The 18,923-nt window shown below is 52.4% G+C and carries 18 protein-coding genes; 5 read left to right on the forward strand and 13 right to left on the reverse strand.

What is annotated here, in order from left to right; all coding sequences use genetic code 11:
* Positions 1-252: 252 nt before the first annotated feature.
* From yqaB to OGV77_RS23510, 5 genes are all read left to right on the forward strand, one after another.
* Positions 253-819: a fructose-1-phosphate/6-phosphogluconate phosphatase gene (gene yqaB / locus OGV77_RS23490; RefSeq protein WP_043017322.1), complete on the forward strand. Its 567-nt coding sequence runs from the start codon at positions 253-255 to the stop codon at positions 817-819.
* Positions 816-1,244, forward strand: coding sequence for a YqaA family protein (locus OGV77_RS23495; protein WP_003825961.1), 429 nt, complete (start codon positions 816-818; stop codon positions 1,242-1,244). Before yqaB ends, OGV77_RS23495 begins: the two co-directional genes overlap by 4 nt.
* Before the next feature lie 77 nt (positions 1,245-1,321).
* Positions 1,322-2,878, forward strand: coding sequence for a glutamate--cysteine ligase (gene gshA / locus OGV77_RS23500; protein WP_016154161.1), 1,557 nt, complete (start codon positions 1,322-1,324; stop codon positions 2,876-2,878).
* Between the two features lie 149 nt (positions 2,879-3,027).
* Positions 3,028-3,543, forward strand: a complete 516-nt coding sequence (gene luxS, locus OGV77_RS23505) for an S-ribosylhomocysteine lyase (RefSeq protein WP_016154160.1) — start codon at positions 3,028-3,030, stop codon at positions 3,541-3,543.
* A 346-nt stretch (positions 3,544-3,889) separates the two neighbouring features.
* Positions 3,890-5,257 (forward strand): carbohydrate porin, encoded by a 1,368-nt coding sequence (locus OGV77_RS23510; RefSeq protein WP_047409242.1) that lies wholly within the window; start codon positions 3,890-3,892, stop codon positions 5,255-5,257.
* 48 nt (positions 5,258-5,305) lie between these two features.
* On the opposite strand, the gene emrB is transcribed toward OGV77_RS23510, so the two are convergent.
* From emrB to nrdH, 13 genes are all read right to left on the reverse strand, one after another.
* The gene (gene emrB, locus OGV77_RS23515; protein ID WP_043017320.1) at positions 5,306-6,844 is read right to left on the reverse strand and encodes a multidrug efflux MFS transporter permease subunit EmrB; all 1,539 of its coding nucleotides are present in this window, start codon (positions 6,842-6,844) and stop codon (positions 5,306-5,308) included.
* 15 nt (positions 6,845-6,859) lie between these two features.
* Positions 6,860-8,032: a multidrug efflux MFS transporter periplasmic adaptor subunit EmrA gene (emrA, locus tag OGV77_RS23520; protein WP_043017319.1), complete on the reverse strand. Its 1,173-nt coding sequence runs from the start codon at positions 8,030-8,032 to the stop codon at positions 6,860-6,862.
* A 130-nt stretch (positions 8,033-8,162) separates the two neighbouring features.
* Positions 8,163-8,693 (reverse strand): multidrug efflux transporter EmrAB transcriptional repressor EmrR, encoded by a 531-nt coding sequence (gene emrR, locus OGV77_RS23525; protein WP_003037300.1) that lies wholly within the window; start codon positions 8,691-8,693, stop codon positions 8,163-8,165.
* A 90-nt stretch (positions 8,694-8,783) separates the two neighbouring features.
* Positions 8,784-9,119: an L-valine transporter subunit YgaH gene (gene ygaH / locus OGV77_RS23530; RefSeq protein WP_043017318.1), complete on the reverse strand. Its 336-nt coding sequence runs from the start codon at positions 9,117-9,119 to the stop codon at positions 8,784-8,786.
* Positions 9,109-9,846 carry an AzlC family ABC transporter permease gene (locus OGV77_RS23535; RefSeq protein ID WP_047409251.1) on the reverse strand — a complete coding sequence of 246 codons (738 nt, stop codon included), beginning with the start codon at positions 9,844-9,846 and terminating at the stop codon, positions 9,109-9,111. Before OGV77_RS23535 ends, ygaH begins: the two co-directional genes overlap by 11 nt.
* Before the next feature lie 122 nt (positions 9,847-9,968).
* The gene (locus OGV77_RS23540) at positions 9,969-11,153 is read right to left on the reverse strand and encodes an MFS transporter (protein ID WP_080626193.1); all 1,185 of its coding nucleotides are present in this window, start codon (positions 11,151-11,153) and stop codon (positions 9,969-9,971) included.
* A gap of 192 nt (positions 11,154-11,345) precedes the next feature.
* Positions 11,346-12,341, reverse strand: a complete 996-nt coding sequence (proX, locus tag OGV77_RS23545; RefSeq protein ID WP_043017315.1) for a glycine betaine/L-proline ABC transporter substrate-binding protein ProX — start codon at positions 12,339-12,341, stop codon at positions 11,346-11,348.
* A gap of 189 nt (positions 12,342-12,530) precedes the next feature.
* Positions 12,531-13,595, reverse strand: coding sequence for a glycine betaine/L-proline ABC transporter permease ProW (proW, locus tag OGV77_RS23550; protein ID WP_043017314.1), 1,065 nt, complete (start codon positions 13,593-13,595; stop codon positions 12,531-12,533).
* A complete protein-coding gene (gene proV, locus OGV77_RS23555) occupies positions 13,588-14,790 on the reverse strand; it encodes a glycine betaine/L-proline ABC transporter ATP-binding protein ProV (RefSeq protein ID WP_003037282.1) in 1,203 nt (400 codons plus the stop codon). The genes proW and proV overlap by 8 nt, the downstream gene beginning before the upstream one ends.
* Positions 14,791-15,144: 354 nt before the next feature.
* A complete protein-coding gene (gene nrdF, locus OGV77_RS23560) occupies positions 15,145-16,104 on the reverse strand; it encodes a class 1b ribonucleoside-diphosphate reductase subunit beta (protein ID WP_075145744.1) in 960 nt (319 codons plus the stop codon).
* Positions 16,105-16,114: 10 nt separating this feature from the next.
* Positions 16,115-18,259, reverse strand: a complete 2,145-nt coding sequence (gene nrdE, locus OGV77_RS23565; protein WP_087050843.1) for a class 1b ribonucleoside-diphosphate reductase subunit alpha — start codon at positions 18,257-18,259, stop codon at positions 16,115-16,117.
* Complete coding sequence (nrdI, locus tag OGV77_RS23570; protein WP_047409260.1) at positions 18,232-18,642, reverse strand: class Ib ribonucleoside-diphosphate reductase assembly flavoprotein NrdI; 411 nt, start codon at positions 18,640-18,642, stop codon at positions 18,232-18,234. Before nrdI ends, nrdE begins: the two co-directional genes overlap by 28 nt.
* The gene (gene nrdH, locus OGV77_RS23575; RefSeq protein WP_286502987.1) at positions 18,639-18,884 is read right to left on the reverse strand and encodes a glutaredoxin-like protein NrdH; all 246 of its coding nucleotides are present in this window, start codon (positions 18,882-18,884) and stop codon (positions 18,639-18,641) included. The genes nrdI and nrdH overlap by 4 nt, the downstream gene beginning before the upstream one ends.
* Positions 18,885-18,923 lie beyond the last annotated feature (39 nt).

An 18,923-nucleotide genomic window follows, 5' to 3' on the forward strand; every position in this document is an offset into this window, starting at 1 on the left:
CCGTAGCTCAGCTGGATAGAGTACTCGGCTACGAACCGAGCGGTCGGAGGTTCGAATCCTCCCGGATGCACCATCTTCTCCGAGATAACAGCGAAACTGTTTTTTCATGGTCTGCGAGATAATCGCCAGCACCATCTTCCCCCTTTCGAATCATTTCCTCATACTCCCGGAACACCCCTTAATTCGCTGTCAGCGACAAAATCAATCAATTACGATAAAATAACGTCTGGTCAATCGGCTTGTGAGAAGACGATGTACGAACGTTATGCGGGTTTGATTTTTGATATGGATGGCACCATCCTGGATACCGAGCCTACGCACCGTAAGGCGTGGCATGAGGTATTGGGGCATTATGGGCTACGTTTTGATGAACAAGCCATGGTCGCCCTCAATGGCTCCCCAACGTGGCGTATTGCCCAGTCGGTAATTGAGTTGAATCATGCCGATCTTGACCCACATGCCCTGGCACGTGAAAAAACCGATAAGGTGAGAAGCATGCTGCTGGATAGCGTCCAACCTTTGCCATTGGTTGACGTCGTGAAGGCCTGGCATGGTCGCCGTCCTATGTCGGTAGGTACGGGGAGTGAAAGCGCGATTGCAGAAGCTCTGCTCGCTCATCTTGGGCTGCGTCGCTATTTTGATGCTGTAGTCGCAGCCGATCACGTTCAACGCCATAAACCTGCTCCTGATACGTTTTTGCTCTGTGCTGAACGTATGGGCGTTGTTCCGGCGCGCTGTGTGGTGTTTGAAGATGCTGATTTTGGACTGCAGGCGGCGCGTGCCGCGGGAATGGATGCTGTGGATGTCCGGTTATTGTGAGTGATGGACTATCGCTCCTGTCACTGTTTGCCAGCAGTTTTCTCAGCGCTACGCTATTACCCGGTAATTCTGAGGTTGTTTTAGTTGCTTTGCTGGTTTCTGGGGTAAGTCATCCCTGGGTCTTAGTCTTAACAGCAACAATGGGTAATAGCCTTGGAGGGTTAACTAACGTTATCCTTGGGCGTTTCTTTCCATTGCGTAAAACATCGCGCTGGCAAGAAAAAGCCACTGGCTGGCTGCGGCGCTATGGCGCTGTCACACTATTATTAAGCTGGATGCCGGTTGTGGGTGATTTACTGTGCCTGTTAGCTGGATGGATGCGCATCTCGTGGGGCCCGGTACTCTTTTTCTTATGTCTTGGCAAGGCGCTGCGCTATGTTGTTGTCGCAGCGGTTACGACGCAAGGCATTATGTGGTGGCACTAATTGTGTTGTGAGATAGCCTACAGGGTAACCAATACCATTATGCTAATTAAAACGATTTTGACAGGCGGGAGGTCAATTTGATCCCGGACGTATCACAGGCGCTGGCCTGGCTGGAAAACCATCCTCAGGCGTTAAAGGGGATTCAACGTGGGCTGGAGCGCGAAACGCTGCGCGTTAATGCAGACGGGTCATTAGCAACGACAGGTCATCCTGAGGTGTTAGGCTCAGCGCTAACGCATAAATGGATAACCACTGACTTTGCCGAAGCGCTGCTGGAGTTTATTACGCCTCCTGGCGACGATATTGAGAAAATGCTCACGTTCATGCGCGATCTGCATCGTTATACCGCCAGAAATCTGGGCGACGAGCGTATGTGGCCATTGAGCATGCCTTGCTATATTGCCGAAGGCCAGGATATCGAACTGGCGCAGTACGGTACGTCGAATACTGGTCGTCTGAAAACGCTGTACCGTGAAGGCCTCAAAAACCGCTACGGCGCGTTGATGCAAACTATCTCTGGCGTACACTACAATTTCTCGCTGCCGATGGCTTTCTGGCAGGCGAAATGCGGCGTAACGGACGGTGAAGATGCGAAAGAGAAGATCTCCGCAGGTTACTTCCGCCTGATCCGCAACTACTACCGTTTTGGTTGGGTTATCCCGTATCTGTTTGGTGCCTCTCCGGCCATTTGTTCCTCCTTCCTGCAAGGAAAACCGACAACCCTGCCGTTTGAAAAAACCGACTGTGGGATGTATTACCTGCCATACGCGACGTCGCTGCGTCTGAGTGATTTAGGCTATACCAATAAGTCGCAAAGCAATCTCGGAATTACGTTTAACGATTTGCATGAGTATGTGGCAGGATTAAAGCGCGCGATTAAAACTCCTTCCGAGGAGTATGCGGCGATCGGTCTGGAGAAGGATGGTAAGCGTCTGCAAATCAACAGCAACGTTCTGCAGATTGAAAATGAGCTGTATGCGCCTATTCGCCCGAAACGTGTCACTCGTCGTGGTGAAACACCTTCTGACGCGCTTCTGCGCGGTGGTATTGAGTACATCGAGGTTCGCTCGCTGGATATCAACCCGTTCTCACCGATTGGCGTAGACGAGCAGCAGGTGCGCTTCCTCGATCTGTTTATGGTCTGGTGTGCGCTGGCCGATGCCCCGGAAATGAGCAGCGATGAATTGCTGTGTACGCGTAAAAACTGGAACCGTGTGATCCTCGAAGGGCGTAAGCCTGGGCTGACGCTAGGTATTGGCTGTGAAACAGCCCAGTTCCCGCTGCCGAAGGTAGGTAAAGATCTGTTCCGCGATCTGAAACGCGTTGCACAAACGCTGGACAGCATCGATGGGGGAGAGGAGTATCAGAAGGTCTGTGATGAACTGGTTGCCTGTTTTGACAATCCTGAACTGACTTTCTCTGCACGGATCCTACGGTCTATGATTGATGAAGGCATCGGTGGCACGGGCAAAGCGCTGGGTGAGGCTTACCGAAATCTACTGCGTGAAGAGCCGTTAGAAATTTTGCAGGAAGCTGAATTTATTGCTGAAACCGAGGCTTCAAAGCGTCGTCAGCAGGAGATCGAAGCGGCGGATACTGAGCCGTTTAGCGTGTGGCTGGAAAAGCACGCTTGATACAAAAGAAAAAGGCCACTCGGGAGTGGCCAAAATTTCATCTCTGAAAACAGGGATGATGATAACAAATGCGCGTCTTTCATATACTCAGACTCGCCCCGGAACAAAGAGTTCAGATTATTTTTAAAAAATTTATCGGAGGTGGCTAAATGCCGTTGTTAGATAGTTTTACTGTCGATCACACCCGGATGGAAGCTCCCGCGGTCCGGGTTGCAAAAACGATGAACACCCCGCATGGCGACGCAATCACCGTGTTTGATCTGCGTTTCTGCATTCCGAACAAAGAAGTGATGCCTGAGAAAGGTATCCATACGCTGGAACACCTGTTTGCAGGTTTTATGCGTAATCACCTCAACGGTAACGGCGTTGAGATTATCGATATCTCTCCGATGGGATGCCGCACCGGCTTTTACATGAGCCTGATTGGTACGCCGGACGAGCAGCGAGTTGCCGACGCGTGGAAAGCAGCGATGGCGGACGTGCTGAAAGTGCAGGATCAAAACCAGATCCCAGAACTGAACGTTTACCAGTGTGGTACGTATCAGATGCACTCGCTTAGCGAAGCGCAGGATATCGCTCGTCATATTCTGGAGCATGATGTGCGCGTTAACAGCAATGAAGAGCTGGCGCTGCCGAAAGAGAAACTGCAGGAACTGCATATTTAGCCTTACTAATTAGCTGTTTCAGTATTTAAATTAACCCCGGTTTGTAGCCGGGGTTTTTTATTGCTTAACATAATTTGTATTTATTATATTTGTGGAGGAAATACATCACGTATTAACTAAAGCATAGCCAGAGAAATAATAAAATGTGATCTGGTATACAGAAAGTGGCGGATGATTAACGATGCCAGACCGCATTGATCACATAAATTAAAAAACATAAATAATTAAAAGAAAAACATAATGGAATGCACCAGATATCCGGGTAATAACAAGACTCTTTTAATAGCCGGTGGATGAGGTTTTTATCAAATCTTATCTGGTATACATTTAACTTTAGGGATAAAAAATGAAGGTGAAATATTTAGCGCTAGTGGTCGGCGCTTGCTTTTCGCATAACCTTTGGGCAGCGAATACCGCTATTGAGCAGCGTCTTGCCGAACTGGAGCAGCGTGTGATTAATGCCGAGCAGCGGGCTGCTGATGCCGAGTCGCAAATCCGTTCGCTGAAGCAACAGCAGGTAGCCACAGCACCGACCGTACAGGTGCAGTCAGCTGAGCCCGTCGCCGCTACGGAAAACCCACCTAAACTAACATTATCCGGTTTTAGCGATATTAAATTCTATGGTGATGTTGAATTTAATATGGACGCAGCAAGCCGTTCCGGCAGCCTGACATCAACGAGAACCTCTGCGAATAAAGATTGGGCGCCAGGAACAAATGAGCGTTGGGATATCAACGGTCGTATTTTGCTGGGTTTTGATGGTTACCAACGACTGAATAACGGTAATTTTGCCGGGTTCTCGGTCCAGCCCCTGGCAGACCTGACAGGAAAAATGAACCTCGATGATGCAGTATTCTTCTTTGGACAAGAAAAAGACTGGCAAATTAAGGTTGGACGCTTTGAAGCTTACGATATGTTCCCGCTGAATCAGGATACCTTTATTGAATATTCAGGTAATACGGCGAATGACCTGTACAGCGATGGCTACGGTTATATATATATGATGAAAGAGGGCCGGGGGCGTAGCGACAGCGGTGGTAACTTCCTGATCAGCAAAACCATCGATAACTGGTATTTCGAAGTGAACACATTGATGGAAAATGGCAGTACGCTCTATACCGAGAAGCAGTACCACGGAATGGACTTAACCAACGATAAAAACGTGGCCTATGTGCGTCCGGTGATAGCCTGGCAAAGCGGACGCTTCTCGACGGCGGTGGCGATGGAAAGTAACGTCGTCAACAACGCCTATGGCTATTATGAGAATGGGAAGTGGATCGATCAGTCCGATCGTACAGGCTATGGTTTTACTATGACCTGGGATGGTCAGAAAACCGATCCAGAAGATGGTGCGGTGATTAACCTGAACACCGCCTATATGGATGCGACCGACGAGACCGATTTTACCGCCGGGGTGAATGCGTTGTGGCACCGGTTTGAGCTGGGTTATATCTATGCGCATAACAACATTGACGCCTTCAACGCCACTAATCTTGAAGCCGTTTGCGAGGAAGATTGTTGGATAACCGATCCTGGCAGTTATGATATTCACACCATTCATGCCTCATATCTGTTCCCCAACGTACTGGATATGAAAAACTTTAACATCTACCTCGGTGCCTATGCCTCATGGGTTGAGGCCGATCCGAATAATGGCGATAACAGCGAAGATGCACGCTACGGCGGGCGCCTGAGATTTAAATATTACTTCTGATCGCGAGTCTAATAAAAAAGGGATCCGCAGATCCCTTTTATCAGAAGCTTAGTGTGCGCCGCCGCCACCACCGCCTGCGCCGAAGGGCGGTTTGGCAAACCACACCAGGCCAAGCAAAACCAGGAAGATCCCCGCCGACATCCAGAAGATTTCGTTGGCGGAAATAATCAGACCCTGATTGGTGATCTGCTGAGCTATCCAGCCTGACGCCTGCTGCTGCGTCATCCCTAAATCCTGCAGCTTATCGTACATGGCCTGAGCATTTGGGTTGTAGGGGTTTACGGATTCCGTTAACTGCGCATGGTGCAGCGACTCGCGGTTCGTCCACATCGTTGTCGTAATCGACGTGCCGATAGAACCTGCCAGCGTTCGCGTAAAGTTCGACAAACTTGATGCTGCGGCCAGACGCTCAGGCGGTAAGCCGGACAGCGTGATGGTCGTCAGTGGCATAAAGAAGCAGGCTACCGCGAACCCCTGAATAAACTGCGGCCAGGCTGATGCGCCAAAGTCCATACCCGGTTCGAACGTCCACGCACGCCAGTAGAAACAGACGGCATACATAATAAAACTGAACGTCACCAACCTACGCATATCCAGCTTGTGCGCAAAGCGGCCGATAATTGGCGACAGGATCACCGGAATGATCCCTACCGGCGCGGACGCCAGACCGGCCCAGGTTGCCGTATAGCCGTAAACCTCCTGCAATAGCTGCGGCAGCAGGACGATTGCGCCGAAGTAGAGCATATAGGCCAGGCTGATACACAGGCAGCCGATGGTAAAATTACGCGACTTAAACAGCGAGAGATCGACGATGGGGTGCTCGTCGGTAAGCTCCCAGACGATCAGGAAGCTGATAGCGACAACCGCGACCACCGTCAGGATGATAATCTCCTGCGAGGCGAACCAGTCCAGCTCTTTGCCGCGGTCGAGCATAATCTGCAAACTGCCGATACCGATGACCAGCAGAGCCAGACCAATGGCGTCGATGCGCCGCTGCTCGGTTTTGGTTTCCCGTCCGCGCAGGGTTTGCAGGGTCATCAATACCACCGCAGCACCGATTGGCACGTTGATGAAAAATATCCAGCCCCAGTGATAGTTGTCGCTGATATAGCCCCCAAGAATAGGGCCACATATCGGAGCAACAATTACCGTCATCGACCATAGCGCGAGGGCGATGGAACGCTTGGCGGGAGGATAGTTATTCAGCAACAGGCTCTGTGACAGAGGAATTAATGGACCGGCGACAATCCCTTGTATCACGCGGAAGAAAATGAGCATGTTCAGGCTGGTGGACATCCCACATGCCCAGGACGCAATGACGAAGGCAATTGTGGACCACATGAAGAGCCTGACTTCGCCAAAGCGCTTTGCCAGCCAGCCGGTGATCGGAATAGAGATAGCGTTCGCCACCCCGAAAGAGGTGATCACCCAGGTTCCCTGGCTCAGCGAAGAGCCCAGGTTCCCGGCGATAGTGGGGATCGCCACGTTAGCAATGGTGGAGTCCAGCACCTGCATGAATGTCGCCAGGGACAGCGCGATCGTCATAATGACGAGCTGCGCGCCTTCCAGCGGTTTTTGCTGTTGCATCACACGCACCTTTAATTAGCCCGCGTTGGCCCGCACGATCTCTTCGATCATCTTATTGACCGGAGCAAGGTCGATTTCACGTGCATTACTTTCTGCTACCGGCGTGGTGCGAACCTGGCTTGCCAGAATCTGCCCGTCACGATTAGCGGTATCAACGGTTACCAGCGTAGACAAACCAATACGCAGCGGATGCTGCGCCAGTTGCTGCGCATCCAGTTCGATACGTACCGGCAGACGCTGGACGACTTTGATCCAGTTACCGGTCGCGTTTTGCGCTGGTAACAGGGAGAAGGCGCTGCCCGTACCCATATCCAGGCCGACTACTTTACCGGTGTATTTCACGTCATCGCCGTAAATATCACTGATAACGGTCGCCGGTTGGCCGATACGCATGTGCGCGAGCTGTGTTTCTTTAAAGTTAGCATCCACCCACAGATTAGTGGCCGGAACAACTGCCATCAGCGGCGTGGTTGGGCTAATTTGCGCGCCAGGCTGCACGGCACGACGGGAAACATAGCCGGTCATTGGGCTGACAATTTTAGTACGTTCCAGTGCCAGCCAGGCATTGCGCACTTCAGTGGCAGCCTGTTGCACGGCGGGCTGGTCTTCCAGCTTGCTACCCAGAATCATCGCCTGGTTAGCATTATATTGTTGAATTGCGACATCAAGCTGGGCCTGCGCGCTGGCGACAGCATCACGCGCATGTTGCAGTTCTTCGCGGCCAATCAGGTTGGCGTTGCCCAGTGGAACACGGCGATTAAAGTCGCTTTGCGCCTGCGCCAGTGCGGTTCTCTGCACTTCAATGCTGGCCTGCAACTGCTTGCTGTTGATCATCAACTGGTGCGTCTGACGCACGCTGGAAGCCAGCGCAGTTTTGGCTTTTTCAAATGCCTGTTTTGCGTCCGTCTGATCAAGGGTGACCAGTACATCGCCTTGTTTTACAAAGTCAGTGTTATCAGCCCAGACTTTCGTCACGCTGCCTGATACCTGCGCCATGATTTGAACCTGGTTCCCTGCCACGTACGCATCGTCTGTCTCTTCGACATGACGCAGTACTAAAAACCAATAAATCCCATATGCCACGGCAATGATAATAAAGAGCAAGGTCAGAAGGAGCAGCGTACTTTTACGTTTGCCATTCTTCTTGACCGGTTGCTGCGGGGTTTGAGTCTCCGCATTTGCGCTCATGTTGTTCTCCACGATCTTCTTTTTTTTCACATCGGCTGAGCCGACCTGTTTATCAGACAGGCCAGCAGTGTGCGTGCTGGCCTGTCGGTTTTTTCATTTATAAATCTGGATTTCTGAGCGAGTCGGCGCCTTAGCGCAGCGCTTCTAACACCGCACCATCCTGCTCCATCTGATCAAGACGGGTCAGAAGTTTACGGGTAATTTGCTCGAGCTGATCTTTTTCGGTGGTGCTGAGAGACGACCAGAGCTGATGCAGGCAGTTGTGCTGAGGCGGTAATACCTCTTGCAAAAATGCATGGCCTTTCTCGGTCAATTGCAGATGCAGACAGCGGCGATCGTTATCGCTTTCGCGACGTTCGATCCAGCCACGTTTTTCTAACTCATCCGCGATGCGGGTAGCGTTAGTGCGTGACGAGCCGAGCGCGCAACTCAGTTCAGAGGGCTGAATACTGTGGTTTTCCTGAGACTCCAGCGTAATCAACGCCATAAACAACGTCTCGTTAATCCCTTGAGCTTTCAGCATCTTATTGCGGTTTTCCAGCAGCTTGCCCTGCATGTGCATGCAGAGACGAGTCAGAAGCACTTCCTGATAAGGGAACTCTTCGTAGCGGCTGGCGCGAAATTTTAGCATTTGTTCAATGGGCGTAAACGAACTATCCATTTGGGTATAACCTCATTAATTTCAGCCGATATAGTAACGACAGTGACAAATAAAGTAAATGTATTATTTATTTAAATTGATTTCTTTTATCTATAAGCCAACCAGCATTTTCCAGGCTAATCCGTAGCCCAGAGCACTCAGTAAGGTTGGAATGATGATGCTGCGGGTCTTATAGAAGCTTGCGCCCAGTATGACAAACCCCACCAGCGTCGGTACGAACCGACGAGCGTCGTGCATCACTTCTGGCGCGGTAGACACCACCAACAGGGCGCAAATTGATGCTATGCCAATGGTGTCGAGTAATATGCCCGTTGCGCCGCGCCTGGTCGGGCGAACATTACCCACTCGAAGGCGCAGCGGTAAATAGCGAAAGCAGTAGTTCACGCAGCCGACCAACAGGCCAAGCAGCAGGACCTCATAGCTCATCAGGACCCCCCTGCCAAAATGACTGGATGAGTGCCGTCAGGCATCCGCAGACAATGCCGGCAAGGATGGCGGCAGGAATAGAAAACAGCATAACGCCAGCCAGCGCCCCGGCTAGCGCCGCAGTGACGCAGAGCGCCTGCTGACGCTGGAAAGAGGCCAGCAGGAAGCTCATGAACAGCGCCGGGAGCATGAAGCCCAGCGCCGCCTCAACGGCCGGGTAATCCTTAAGTAAACCGCTGCCGGAAAACGCGCCGATCACCGTGCCAAATACCCAGGAGGCCCATGAGCATAGCGCAATGCCAATCATCCAGTTCTCACTCCAGCGCCGGTTATCCCGTACCAGCTTTGCGGTTGCGGCGGCAAAGACTTCATCGGTGAGGCCAAAGGCCCACAGCGCACTTTTGGGTTTGCTCAGTCGCTGGGCGATTCGGCTACGCAGGGAAGGGCCGTACAAAACATGGCGTACATCCATGGCCATGACGGTCAGAGCGGCAACCCACAGAGAACTGCCTGCAGCGAGCATCGTGGTGATGACAAACTGGCTGGCTCCCGCATAGATAATGCAGGAGAAAAAGACGCTTTCAACGGGAGAAAAGCCAAGGCGAGTGGCATTGAGACCAAATGCAAAAGCGACCGGAATATAGCTAATGACTATTGGCAGGCTGTCTTTGAATCCTTCAGTTAGCGTTGCAGAACTGGGTTCAGACTGGGGTATAGGGCTTTCCATAGGGTTATAGGTTTCATTACCGAAATTAATATAACTTGGTTCAATGAGTTATAACCTTAGCAGACTGATGGGCTCCTTAACACCCTGTGGAGCCCAATCAGCGGTAAACATGCACTATACGCTTAATTTACGGCTTCCTGACGGTGAAAACCTCGCCACCAGACCAACAGATTGAGTAGGGCAACGGTCGTACCGGCCAGACAAACGCCAGCCCACCCGGCATGCTGCCAGGCGGAGGCTGAAATCAGCGACCCTGCCGCTCCGCCAATAAAATAGCTGGTCATGTATCCGGCGGTCAGGCGATTACGCGCGTCCGGATGAGTGCGATAGATAACCGTCTGGTTGGTGATATGTACGCCCTGAACGGTGAGATCCAGCACCAGAATGCCGATAATCAGCATGGGGACGGAAGCGTGCCCAAACCAAATAGCTAGCCAGGAGAGCAGCAGCAATAACAGCCCAAGGGTGGTGGTCAGGTGAGATTTACCTTTATCGGCAAAACCGCCCGCCGGACGCGCGCCTAATGCCCCGGCGGCCCCCGCCAGGCCAAACAGACCAATCATGCCTTCTGAATAGTTAAACGGCGGTGCGGCGAGCAAAAACGCCATTGATGTCCAGAGGATACTGAAATTGGCAAAGGTCAGACAGCCCAGCATCGCGCGGGTACGCAGCAGTTTATCGTGGATAAACAGGCTGAATACCGACCCCAGAAGTTGCGGGTAGTTAAGATGCGTTTCTGATTTCATCTTCGGCAGACCGCGCCACAGCGCAATCGCCATCAGCGCCATTAATACCGATGCCACCCAAAACACGGTGCGCCAGCCGCCCAAATTGGCCAGTAATCCCGCTACGGTGCGCGCCAGCAGAATGCCCAACAGCAGGCCGCTCATAATCGTGCCGACGACTTTACCGCGCTTGTCTGGCGTGGCAAGTGTCGCCGCCAGCGGAACTAAAATCTGTGCGACTACCGAGAACAACCCGGTCAGGGCGGTGCCGAGGATCAGCATGCCCAGCGACTGGCTGCTGGCGGTAATCAGCATGCCGCCTGCCGCTAACAGCGTCATGGAGACGATCAGCATCCGACGTTCGAACATATCGCCAAGCGGGACTAAAAACAGCAGGCCAGCGGCATAGCCGAGTTGGGCCGCGGTGACGATAAACCCTGCGGTACTGGCAGATAGTGAAAAGTTACGGGCGATGGTGTCGAGCAACGGCTGAGCATAATAGTTACTGGCGACGGCGAGGCCGGTGGCGATAGACATTAACAGGATCAGCGAAGGGCTAAGTCCCTGAGTGGTTTTCGTCATTGTTTTCAACTGAGTAATGGGTTGCAGAAAACAATCATAACGGAAGTGATTAAATGTTGCTGATTTGTTGGGTGATGAATTGTGCGATTGGGGGGAGGGCGTCTATGCCGGATAAGGCGCATCGCGCCACCATCCGGCATTGGTATGGTTACAGTGCCTGATGAAACTACGCTCATCAGGCCTGCGAGCCGGTTATTTCTGCGCGGCCAGCGCTTCGTTCACCCAGCCGTCAAACTGCTGCTGGTGGGCTTTGATCCAGCCGTCAACGTGACCCTGCACGTCGGCTTCAGACGCTTTACCGTCATGCATCATCGCGTTCTGCGCGTTGATATCCGCCAGCGGCAGCTTCATGATGGCAAACAGTTTCGCTGCAGCCGGGTTTTTCTCCGCCCAGGCTTTATTGGCGACAATATGCATCGTGTTCACCGGGAAGCCGTAGTTGGCGCCGTTTGGCAGCTTGGTATCAATATCTTTCTGCTCGCCTGGCAGGGAAGAGAACGGTACCTGCAGCCAGACCACATCTTTACCCGGCTTCATGACGTCGCTGACCCAGTACGGTGTCCAGGTGTAGTAAAGAATGGGTTTGCCTTCTTTAAAGCGGGTAATGGTGTCAGCCATCATCGCCGCATAGTTACCGTGGCTGACCTCGACGGTTTTTTCCAGATCGAAAGCTTTGTTCTGGTGGTTGATAACTGCTTCACAACCCCAGCCCGGTGAACAGCCCATCATATCGGCTTTTCCGTCACCGTTAGTGTCAAAGATTTTGGCGATCTTCGGATCTTTTAACTGAGCGATGTTAGTGATTTTGTACTGCTCAGCGGTTTTTTTGTCGATCAGATAACCCTGTGCGGCACCCGTAACGAATACCCCCTCGCGATAAAACTTTTTGTCTCCGCCCGCAGCGGCGTACATATCATCATGCAGCGGCTGCCAGTTCACGGCGGTGAAAGTTGCATCGCCAGAGGCAATGGAGGTATAGCCGACGTTGTAATCAACTTCGCTTGTTTTGTTAACGGTGTAACCCAGCTTCTCCAGCGCGCGGGCAACAAGCTGCGTCTGGAAGGATTCTTCAGAGATTGTGCTCTGAATTGGCTGTACGGTGATGCCTTTGCCCGGCAGGTCGGCAGCGAAAGTGCTGGTGGAGACAAGGGTGGCAAACGCTGTGGCAATAATTATTTTCTGTCGCATCGTTGTTCCTTATTACACTTCATCCTTCAAGCTGCCTCTTTGTTGGCTGCACTCATGCACCCCAGTCACGTACTACTTGTACGCTCCTGGGGATACATTCGTTTGCCGCCGCGATGCAACTTGAATGATTTTGTGTAAGTTAATGAATTGTAGGCCCGGTAAGCAATGCGCCACCGGGCAACGGGTGAATTATTTCGTGAAAGGGCGAGTGATAAGCCCAACGGGACCAGTGGTGTACCAGCGACGGTTGCCACGACTACGCGAGTCGCGACCAACGGCCTGCGTCAGGCGATCCAGGATGATGGCGAGGATTACAATCCCAACCCCACCGACGGTGGCAAGCCCCATATCCAGACGACCGATTCCACGCAGCACCATCTGACCCAGCCCGCCGACGGCGATCATCGACGCGATGACGACCATTGAAAGCGCCAGCATCAGCGTCTGGTTGACCCCGGCCATAATAGTGGGCATCGCCAGCGGGAGCTGCACTTTAAACAGCATCTGACGCGGGCTGGCGCCAAACGAACGCGAGGCTTCAATCAGATCGGCTGGCACCTGGTTAATCCCCAGAATGGTCAGACGTACGATTGGCGGCAGGGCGAAGATAATCGTCACCACCACGCCCGGGACGTTACCAATACCGAACAGCATGACAATCGGCACCAGATAGACGAACGCTGGGGTGGTTTGCATGGCGTCCAGCAGCGGGCGAACAATTTTTGCCGCCCGCGGACTGCGTGCTAACCAGATCCCCATCGGCAGACCGATCACTACGCAGAACAGCAGAGCGGTCAGTACCAGCGCCAGGGTTATCATGGCCTGCGACCACGCACCGATGGCACCGATGGCAATCAAGGAAATCAGCGTAGCAACGCCCATTCCGACACCGGATATCTGCCAGGCAATCAGGGCAAACAGGATAATCGCCACGGGCGCTGGCATACCTAACAGAAGCTGCTGGAAGCCGTTGAGAATGTAATCCACCGGAACACGAATGCCCTGGAAGACCGGACGGAAATGGGTAACAACCCAGTCGATCCCTTCGGTGACCCAACTATCCAGCGGGATCAGTGTTTTATGGAACGGATCCATAATATTGAAATGTTCTGGCGCCGGCGCAGGGGCGCTGGTCAGCCAGTCTGCGCTACCGCCGTCAGTGGGCGCACCAGATGGCGTGCTCCAGGCATCGGCAGTTTGTGCGGCGCTGTCGGCCGCTGGTGTGGTATCCCACGGATTAGTTTGATCAGCCATTGTTTACCCCCTCACGATCTAAAGCCTGTAACAGCATGCGTTTTGAAATGACGCCCACATACTGCTGTTCCTCATCAACAACCGGCACCGCGCACGGGGCCTGGCCGACATGAGAAAGCAACTCGCTGAGAGGAGTTTGTGCATCTACGGCTAACGGCTCATCGATCAATGCCGCTTCAATACCTTGCGCCTGACTTAACGCTGTTTTTAAGGAGTCGATTGAAACAACGCCAACGAATTTATTGCCGCGTTCGATCACGTAACCATATTCGCGATCTTTGTCCTGCAATAATTGCAGCGCTGAACGTGGACCCACCCCGGGCGTTTTACGAATTAAACCTTCGGGGCTACGGCGTGAAATATCTTTCGCACTGAAGACCTGGCTAATATCAACGCCGCGGAAGAAGGTGCGTACATAATCATTGGCTGGATTATTCAGGATTTCATCCGGCGTGCCGACCTGGACCACTTCACCGTTTTGCATAATGGCAATTCTGTCGCCAATACGCATAGCTTCGTCGAGGTCATGCGATATAAAGACCACGGTGCGTTGATGTTTCGCCTGTAGTTTTACCAGTTCATCCTGCATCTCAGTACGAATTAATGGATCGAGGGCTGAGAAGGCCTCATCCATTAATAAGATGTCAGGGTTAATGGCTAATGCACGGGCGAGGCCCACACGCTGGCGCATTCCCCCGGAAAGTTCATCCGGGTATCCGTGAGCATAATTCTCCAGACCAACCTGACGTAGCGCATCTAACGCTTTTTCACGACGTTCATCCGCGCCGACACCGGCTAATTCCATGCCGAATGCCGTATTGTCCAGCACCGTCATGTGCGGCATCAGGGCAAAGGACTGGAACACCATCGCAATCTTTTTTCTGCGCACCTCGCGAAGCTCGGCATCGGATATGCGGGCGATGTCTACGCCGTCAATCAATACCTGTCCGCGGGTGGGTTCAATCAGGCGATTGAGAAGGCGTACCATTGTGGATTTACCCGAACCGGATAATCCCATGATGACAAATATCTCGCCTTCTTCAATGGCCAGACTGGCGTTCTTTACGCCAAGCGATAGCCCTGTTTTATCCAGAATTTGCTCTTTTGAAAGTCCTTTTTCAATATATTTGAAGGCTCTCTGGGGATGCTCTCCAAATATCTTATAGAGATTTTTAACTTCTAATTTAATTGCCATGCAATAGAATGATTCCTGTTATTTGTTTATATCGATATATTACCTGATGGAAATAGTGACCTTTTTCTACCCTAACATACTGAGAATCTGAGACAACCCTGAATTTGGTTGTGGCATGAATATTGCCGAAGGCCAGGCGGCGGGACTTCCCGTGATATAAGGGCTGAGCGCGAATGCGGGCTGGTTAATATTTTTTGTAAATGCCAATGAAAAATCGCCTGAATTGCTGGAATGCAGGCGAATAATGCGGCTGATATTGAGTGTAGATCACACAATTATATTTGCACGACAAAAGTGTGATCCTGTTAAAATATTTCCGCGAAAAATGTACGGTATTTCCCGCAGAAATGATTGCTAGAAATTCCAGTCGTCGTCTTCGGTTTCGACCGCTTTTCCCATCACATAGGATGAGCCAGAACCCGAGAAGAAATCGTGGTTTTCGTCAGCGTTGGGCGACAGCGCGGCAAGGATTGCCGGGTTAACCTCGGCCATTTCAGGTGGAAATAGCGCCTCATACCCCAAATTCATCAATGCCTTATTGGCGTTGTAGCAAAGGAAGGCTTTGACGTCATCCACCCAGCCTGTTTCTGCATACAATTCTTCCGTATAGCGCGCTTCGTTATCATACAATTCCATCAGCAGATCGAAGGCAAAGTTCTTTAACTCCTCGCGTGCGGACTCGGAAATATGCTCCAGACCTTTTTGATATTTATAACCAATGTAATACCCATGAACGGCCTCATCACGAATAATCAGGCGAATAAGATCGGCTGTATTGGTCAATTTGCCGCGGCTGGAAAAATACATCGGTAACCAGAAGCCGGAATAGAACAGGAAGGATTCCAGAAACACGCTGGCAATTTTCTTCTTCAACGGTTCGTCGCTGGCGTAATGTGCCAAAACGATCTGCGCCTTGCGCTGGAGTGGGGTATTTTCTTCACTCCAGGCGTAAGCTGTATCCACATCTTTGGTCTGGCAAAGGGTGGAGAAAATAGAGCTGTATGAACGGGCGTGTACCGCTTCCATAAAGCTGATATTCGACAGCACCGCCTCTTCATGCGGCGTTAACGAATCGGCCATTAACGCGGGTGCTCCGGCAACATTCTGAATGGTGTCGAGCAGCGTCAGCCCGGTAAAAACGCGGATGGTCAACTGCTGTTCGGCGGCGTTCAACGTTTGCCAGGCCGGGATGTCATTGGAGAGCGGGACCTTTTCCGGTAGCCAGAAGTTACTGGTCAGGCGGTTCCATACCTCGAGATCTTTATCATCCTCAATCTTGTTCCAGTTGATGGCGCTCACGCGGGATAATGTCATTTTCTCCTCCTTACAGCGCGCATGACACGCAACCTTCGATTTCGGTTCCTTCCAGCGCCAGTTGACGTAGTCGGATGTAGTACAGCGATTTGATGCCCTTACGCCAGGCGTAAATCTGCGCTTTGTTGATATCGCGCGTGGTGGCGGTATCGGGGAAAAAGAGCGTCAGTGAAAGCCCCTGATCGACATGGCGCGTTGCTTCCGCGTAGGTATCAATGATTTTTTGTGGACCAATCTCGTAGGCATCCTGATACAAGGCCAGATTCTCATTGGTCATAAACGGGGCAGGGTAGTAAACGCGTCCGGTTTTACCCTCTTTGCGAATCTCCACTTTTGACACGATCGGGTGAATGCTTGACGTGGCATGATTGATGTAGGAGATAGAACCGGTGGGCGGCACCGCCTGTAAATTCTGATTATAAATGCCGTAGCGCATCACATCTTCTCGCAGCCGCGACCACATTTCGCGCGTCGGCAGCGTAAGGCCGCTGGCAGCAAACAGTGTGCGAACCTTGTCGGTTTTAGGCTGCCAGTCGCCCTGCAGATACTGGCTAAAATACTCGCCGCTGGCGTAGCGGGATTGTCTGAATCCGGCAAAGGTTTGACCGCGCTCGCGGGCGATCTTCATTGACGTATTCAGCGCATGCCAGGTGATGGTATAGAAATAGAGATTGGTAAAATCCAGCCCTTCCGGCGAACCATAGGCGATCCCTTCCCGCGCCAGATACCCGTGCAGATTCATCTGCCCAAGACCAATCGCGTGCGACGCGCTGTTCCCGGCTTCGATCGAAGGCACGCTGCGGATGTGGCTCATGTCCGAAACGGCGGTTAAGCCGCGAACCGCCGTTTCCACTGTACGACCAAAGTCCGGTGAATCCATGGTATGGGCAATGTTCAACGAGCCGAGATTGCAGGAGATATCATGCCCGGTCTGTGCGTAATTGAGGTTTTCATCGTAGGTGGAGGCGCTGTTAACCTGCAAAATCTCCGAGCACAGGTTGCTCATATTGATCCGACCGGCAATCGGGTTGGCGCGATTCACCGTGTCTTCAAACATGATGTAAGGGTAGCCAGACTCAAACTGGATCTCTGCCAGCCGCTGGAAGAAATCGCGGGCGTTAATGTATTTTTTGTGTACGCGTTGGTCAGCAACCAGTTCGTCATACCGCTCGCTCACGGCGATATCACCGAATGGTTTGCCGTAAATTCGTTCTACGTCATACGGTGAAAACAGCGCCATCCGGGCGTTTTCTTTCGCCAACTGGAAGGTGACGTCCGGGATCACCACGCCAAGCGAGAGCGTTTTGATGCGAATTTTTTCGTCGGCATTTTCACGTTTGGTATCAAGAAAACGCAAAATATCCGGATGGTGCGCGTGCAGATACACAGCCCCCGCGCCCTGACGCGCCCCGAGTTGATTCGCATAAGAAAACGCATCTTCCAGCATTTTCATTACCGGGATCACGCCGGAGGACTGGTTCTCAATGCGCTTAATGGGCGCACCTGCCTCGCGCAGGTTAGAGAGCAAAAATGCCACGCCGCCGCCGCGTTTAGAGAGCTGTAGCGCCGAGTTTACCGCCCGACCAATTGACTCCATATTGTCTTCGATGCGTAACAGGAAGCAGGAGACCAGCTCGCCGCGTTGCTGTTTACCGCAGTTTAAGAAGGTTGGCGTGGCGGGTTGAAAGCGCCCGGAGAGCATTTCATTAGCCAGTTGCATTGCGAGCGCTTCATCGCCCTGCGCCAGCGTGAGCGCCACCATCGTGACCCGATCCTCAAAGTCTTCGAGATAGCGCTTACCGTCGAACGTTTTCAGCGTATAGCTGGTGTAGAACTTCCATGCGCCGAGGAACGTCTGGAAACGGAATCCGCTGGCGTGGGCGTGGGTGAATAGCTTCAGCACGAACGCGCGATTGTAGCGGGCTAACACGCTGGCATCGTAATAGCCTTCATCTACCAATGTGTCCAGGCGCTCCTGCTGGCTGGCAAACGCCACCGAGTTGGGGCGGACGTGGGCGGCAAAGAAAGCCTCCACCGCCTGATGGTCTTTGTCGAACTGAATGCGTCCGGCTTTATCGTACAGATTCAGCATGGCATTCAGGGCATGGTAATCCAGCGTTGGCTGCATTACGCGTTCTGCGGTTGTCGTTGCCAAAATTCGCTCACTCCTTTCCGAACGTTGTCGATATCGCTTTGGGTGCCCATCAGCTCAAAGCGATAGAGCCACGGCACGCCGCATTTTTGTGAGATCACATCACCCGCGCGACCATAAGCATCCCCGAAATTGCGATTACCGGAGGCGATCACTCCACGGATTAACGCCCGGTTGTGCGTATCGTTTAAAAAGCGGATCACCTGTCTTGGGACCGCGCCAGCCGTACCGCCGCCGCCGTAGGATGGCACGATTAATATGTAAGGTTCGTCTACCCGGATCCGCTCGCGTTCGTTAAGCGGAATGCGGATGGCAGTCAGCCCCAGACGCTGGATAAAGCGGTGCGTATTTTCGGAGCTGCTGGAGAAGTAGACGAGCTGGCTCATGCGCTGGCCACTTGGGGTTCCGGGCGCAGACGGTTGATCATGTCCGGGCGAAATCCTGACCAACTGGCTTCCCCTGTGACCACGACCGGTAACTGGCGAAAGCCTTGCTCGCGCAGGCTATCAGCCAGATCGGGCTGTAAATCGACGTTCACCATCTCGAAGTTAAACCCGCGGCTTTCCATCGCCCGCCTGGTGGCGTGACACTGAACACAGTTGTTGCGAGTGTAAATAACAATGCGCATGATTCGTATTTCCGTTTATAAGTAAAAGATCGACGCGAT

The organism is Citrobacter sp. Ce129, assembly GCF_030334545.1.
Lineage (GTDB): Bacteria > Pseudomonadota > Gammaproteobacteria > Enterobacterales > Enterobacteriaceae > Citrobacter > Citrobacter europaeus.

What these genes read in the sequence shown, in the direction of transcription:
- yqaB (WP_043017322.1), top strand. Translation starts at nt 253, where the DNA reads ATGTACGAACGTTATGCGGGTTTGATTTTTGATATGGATGGCACCATC.
- luxS (WP_016154160.1), top strand. Translation starts at nt 3,028, where the DNA reads ATGCCGTTGTTAGATAGTTTTACTGTCGATCACACCCGGATGGAAGCT.
- OGV77_RS23510 (WP_047409242.1), top strand. Translation starts at nt 3,890, where the DNA reads ATGAAGGTGAAATATTTAGCGCTAGTGGTCGGCGCTTGCTTTTCGCAT.
- emrB (WP_043017320.1), bottom strand. Translation starts at nt 6,844, where the DNA reads ATGCAACAGCAAAAACCGCTGGAAGGCGCGCAGCTCGTCATTATGACG.
- emrA (WP_043017319.1), bottom strand. Translation starts at nt 8,032, where the DNA reads ATGAGCGCAAATGCGGAGACTCAAACCCCGCAGCAACCGGTCAAGAAG.
- emrR (WP_003037300.1), bottom strand. Translation starts at nt 8,693, where the DNA reads ATGGATAGTTCGTTTACGCCCATTGAACAAATGCTAAAATTTCGCGCC.
- ygaH (WP_043017318.1), bottom strand. Translation starts at nt 9,119, where the DNA reads ATGAGCTATGAGGTCCTGCTGCTTGGCCTGTTGGTCGGCTGCGTGAAC.
- OGV77_RS23535 (WP_047409251.1), bottom strand. Translation starts at nt 9,846, where the DNA reads ATGGAAAGCCCTATACCCCAGTCTGAACCCAGTTCTGCAACGCTAACT.
- OGV77_RS23540 (WP_080626193.1), bottom strand. Translation starts at nt 11,153, where the DNA reads ATGACGAAAACCACTCAGGGACTTAGCCCTTCGCTGATCCTGTTAATG.
- proX (WP_043017315.1), bottom strand. Translation starts at nt 12,341, where the DNA reads ATGCGACAGAAAATAATTATTGCCACAGCGTTTGCCACCCTTGTCTCC.
- proW (WP_043017314.1), bottom strand. Translation starts at nt 13,595, where the DNA reads ATGGCTGATCAAACTAATCCGTGGGATACCACACCAGCGGCCGACAGC.
- proV (WP_003037282.1), bottom strand. Translation starts at nt 14,790, where the DNA reads ATGGCAATTAAATTAGAAGTTAAAAATCTCTATAAGATATTTGGAGAG.
- nrdF (WP_075145744.1), bottom strand. Translation starts at nt 16,104, where the DNA reads ATGACATTATCCCGCGTGAGCGCCATCAACTGGAACAAGATTGAGGAT.
- nrdI (WP_047409260.1), bottom strand. Translation starts at nt 18,642, where the DNA reads ATGAGCCAGCTCGTCTACTTCTCCAGCAGCTCCGAAAATACGCACCGC.
- nrdH (WP_286502987.1), bottom strand. Translation starts at nt 18,884, where the DNA reads ATGCGCATTGTTATTTACACTCGCAACAACTGTGTTCAGTGTCACGCC.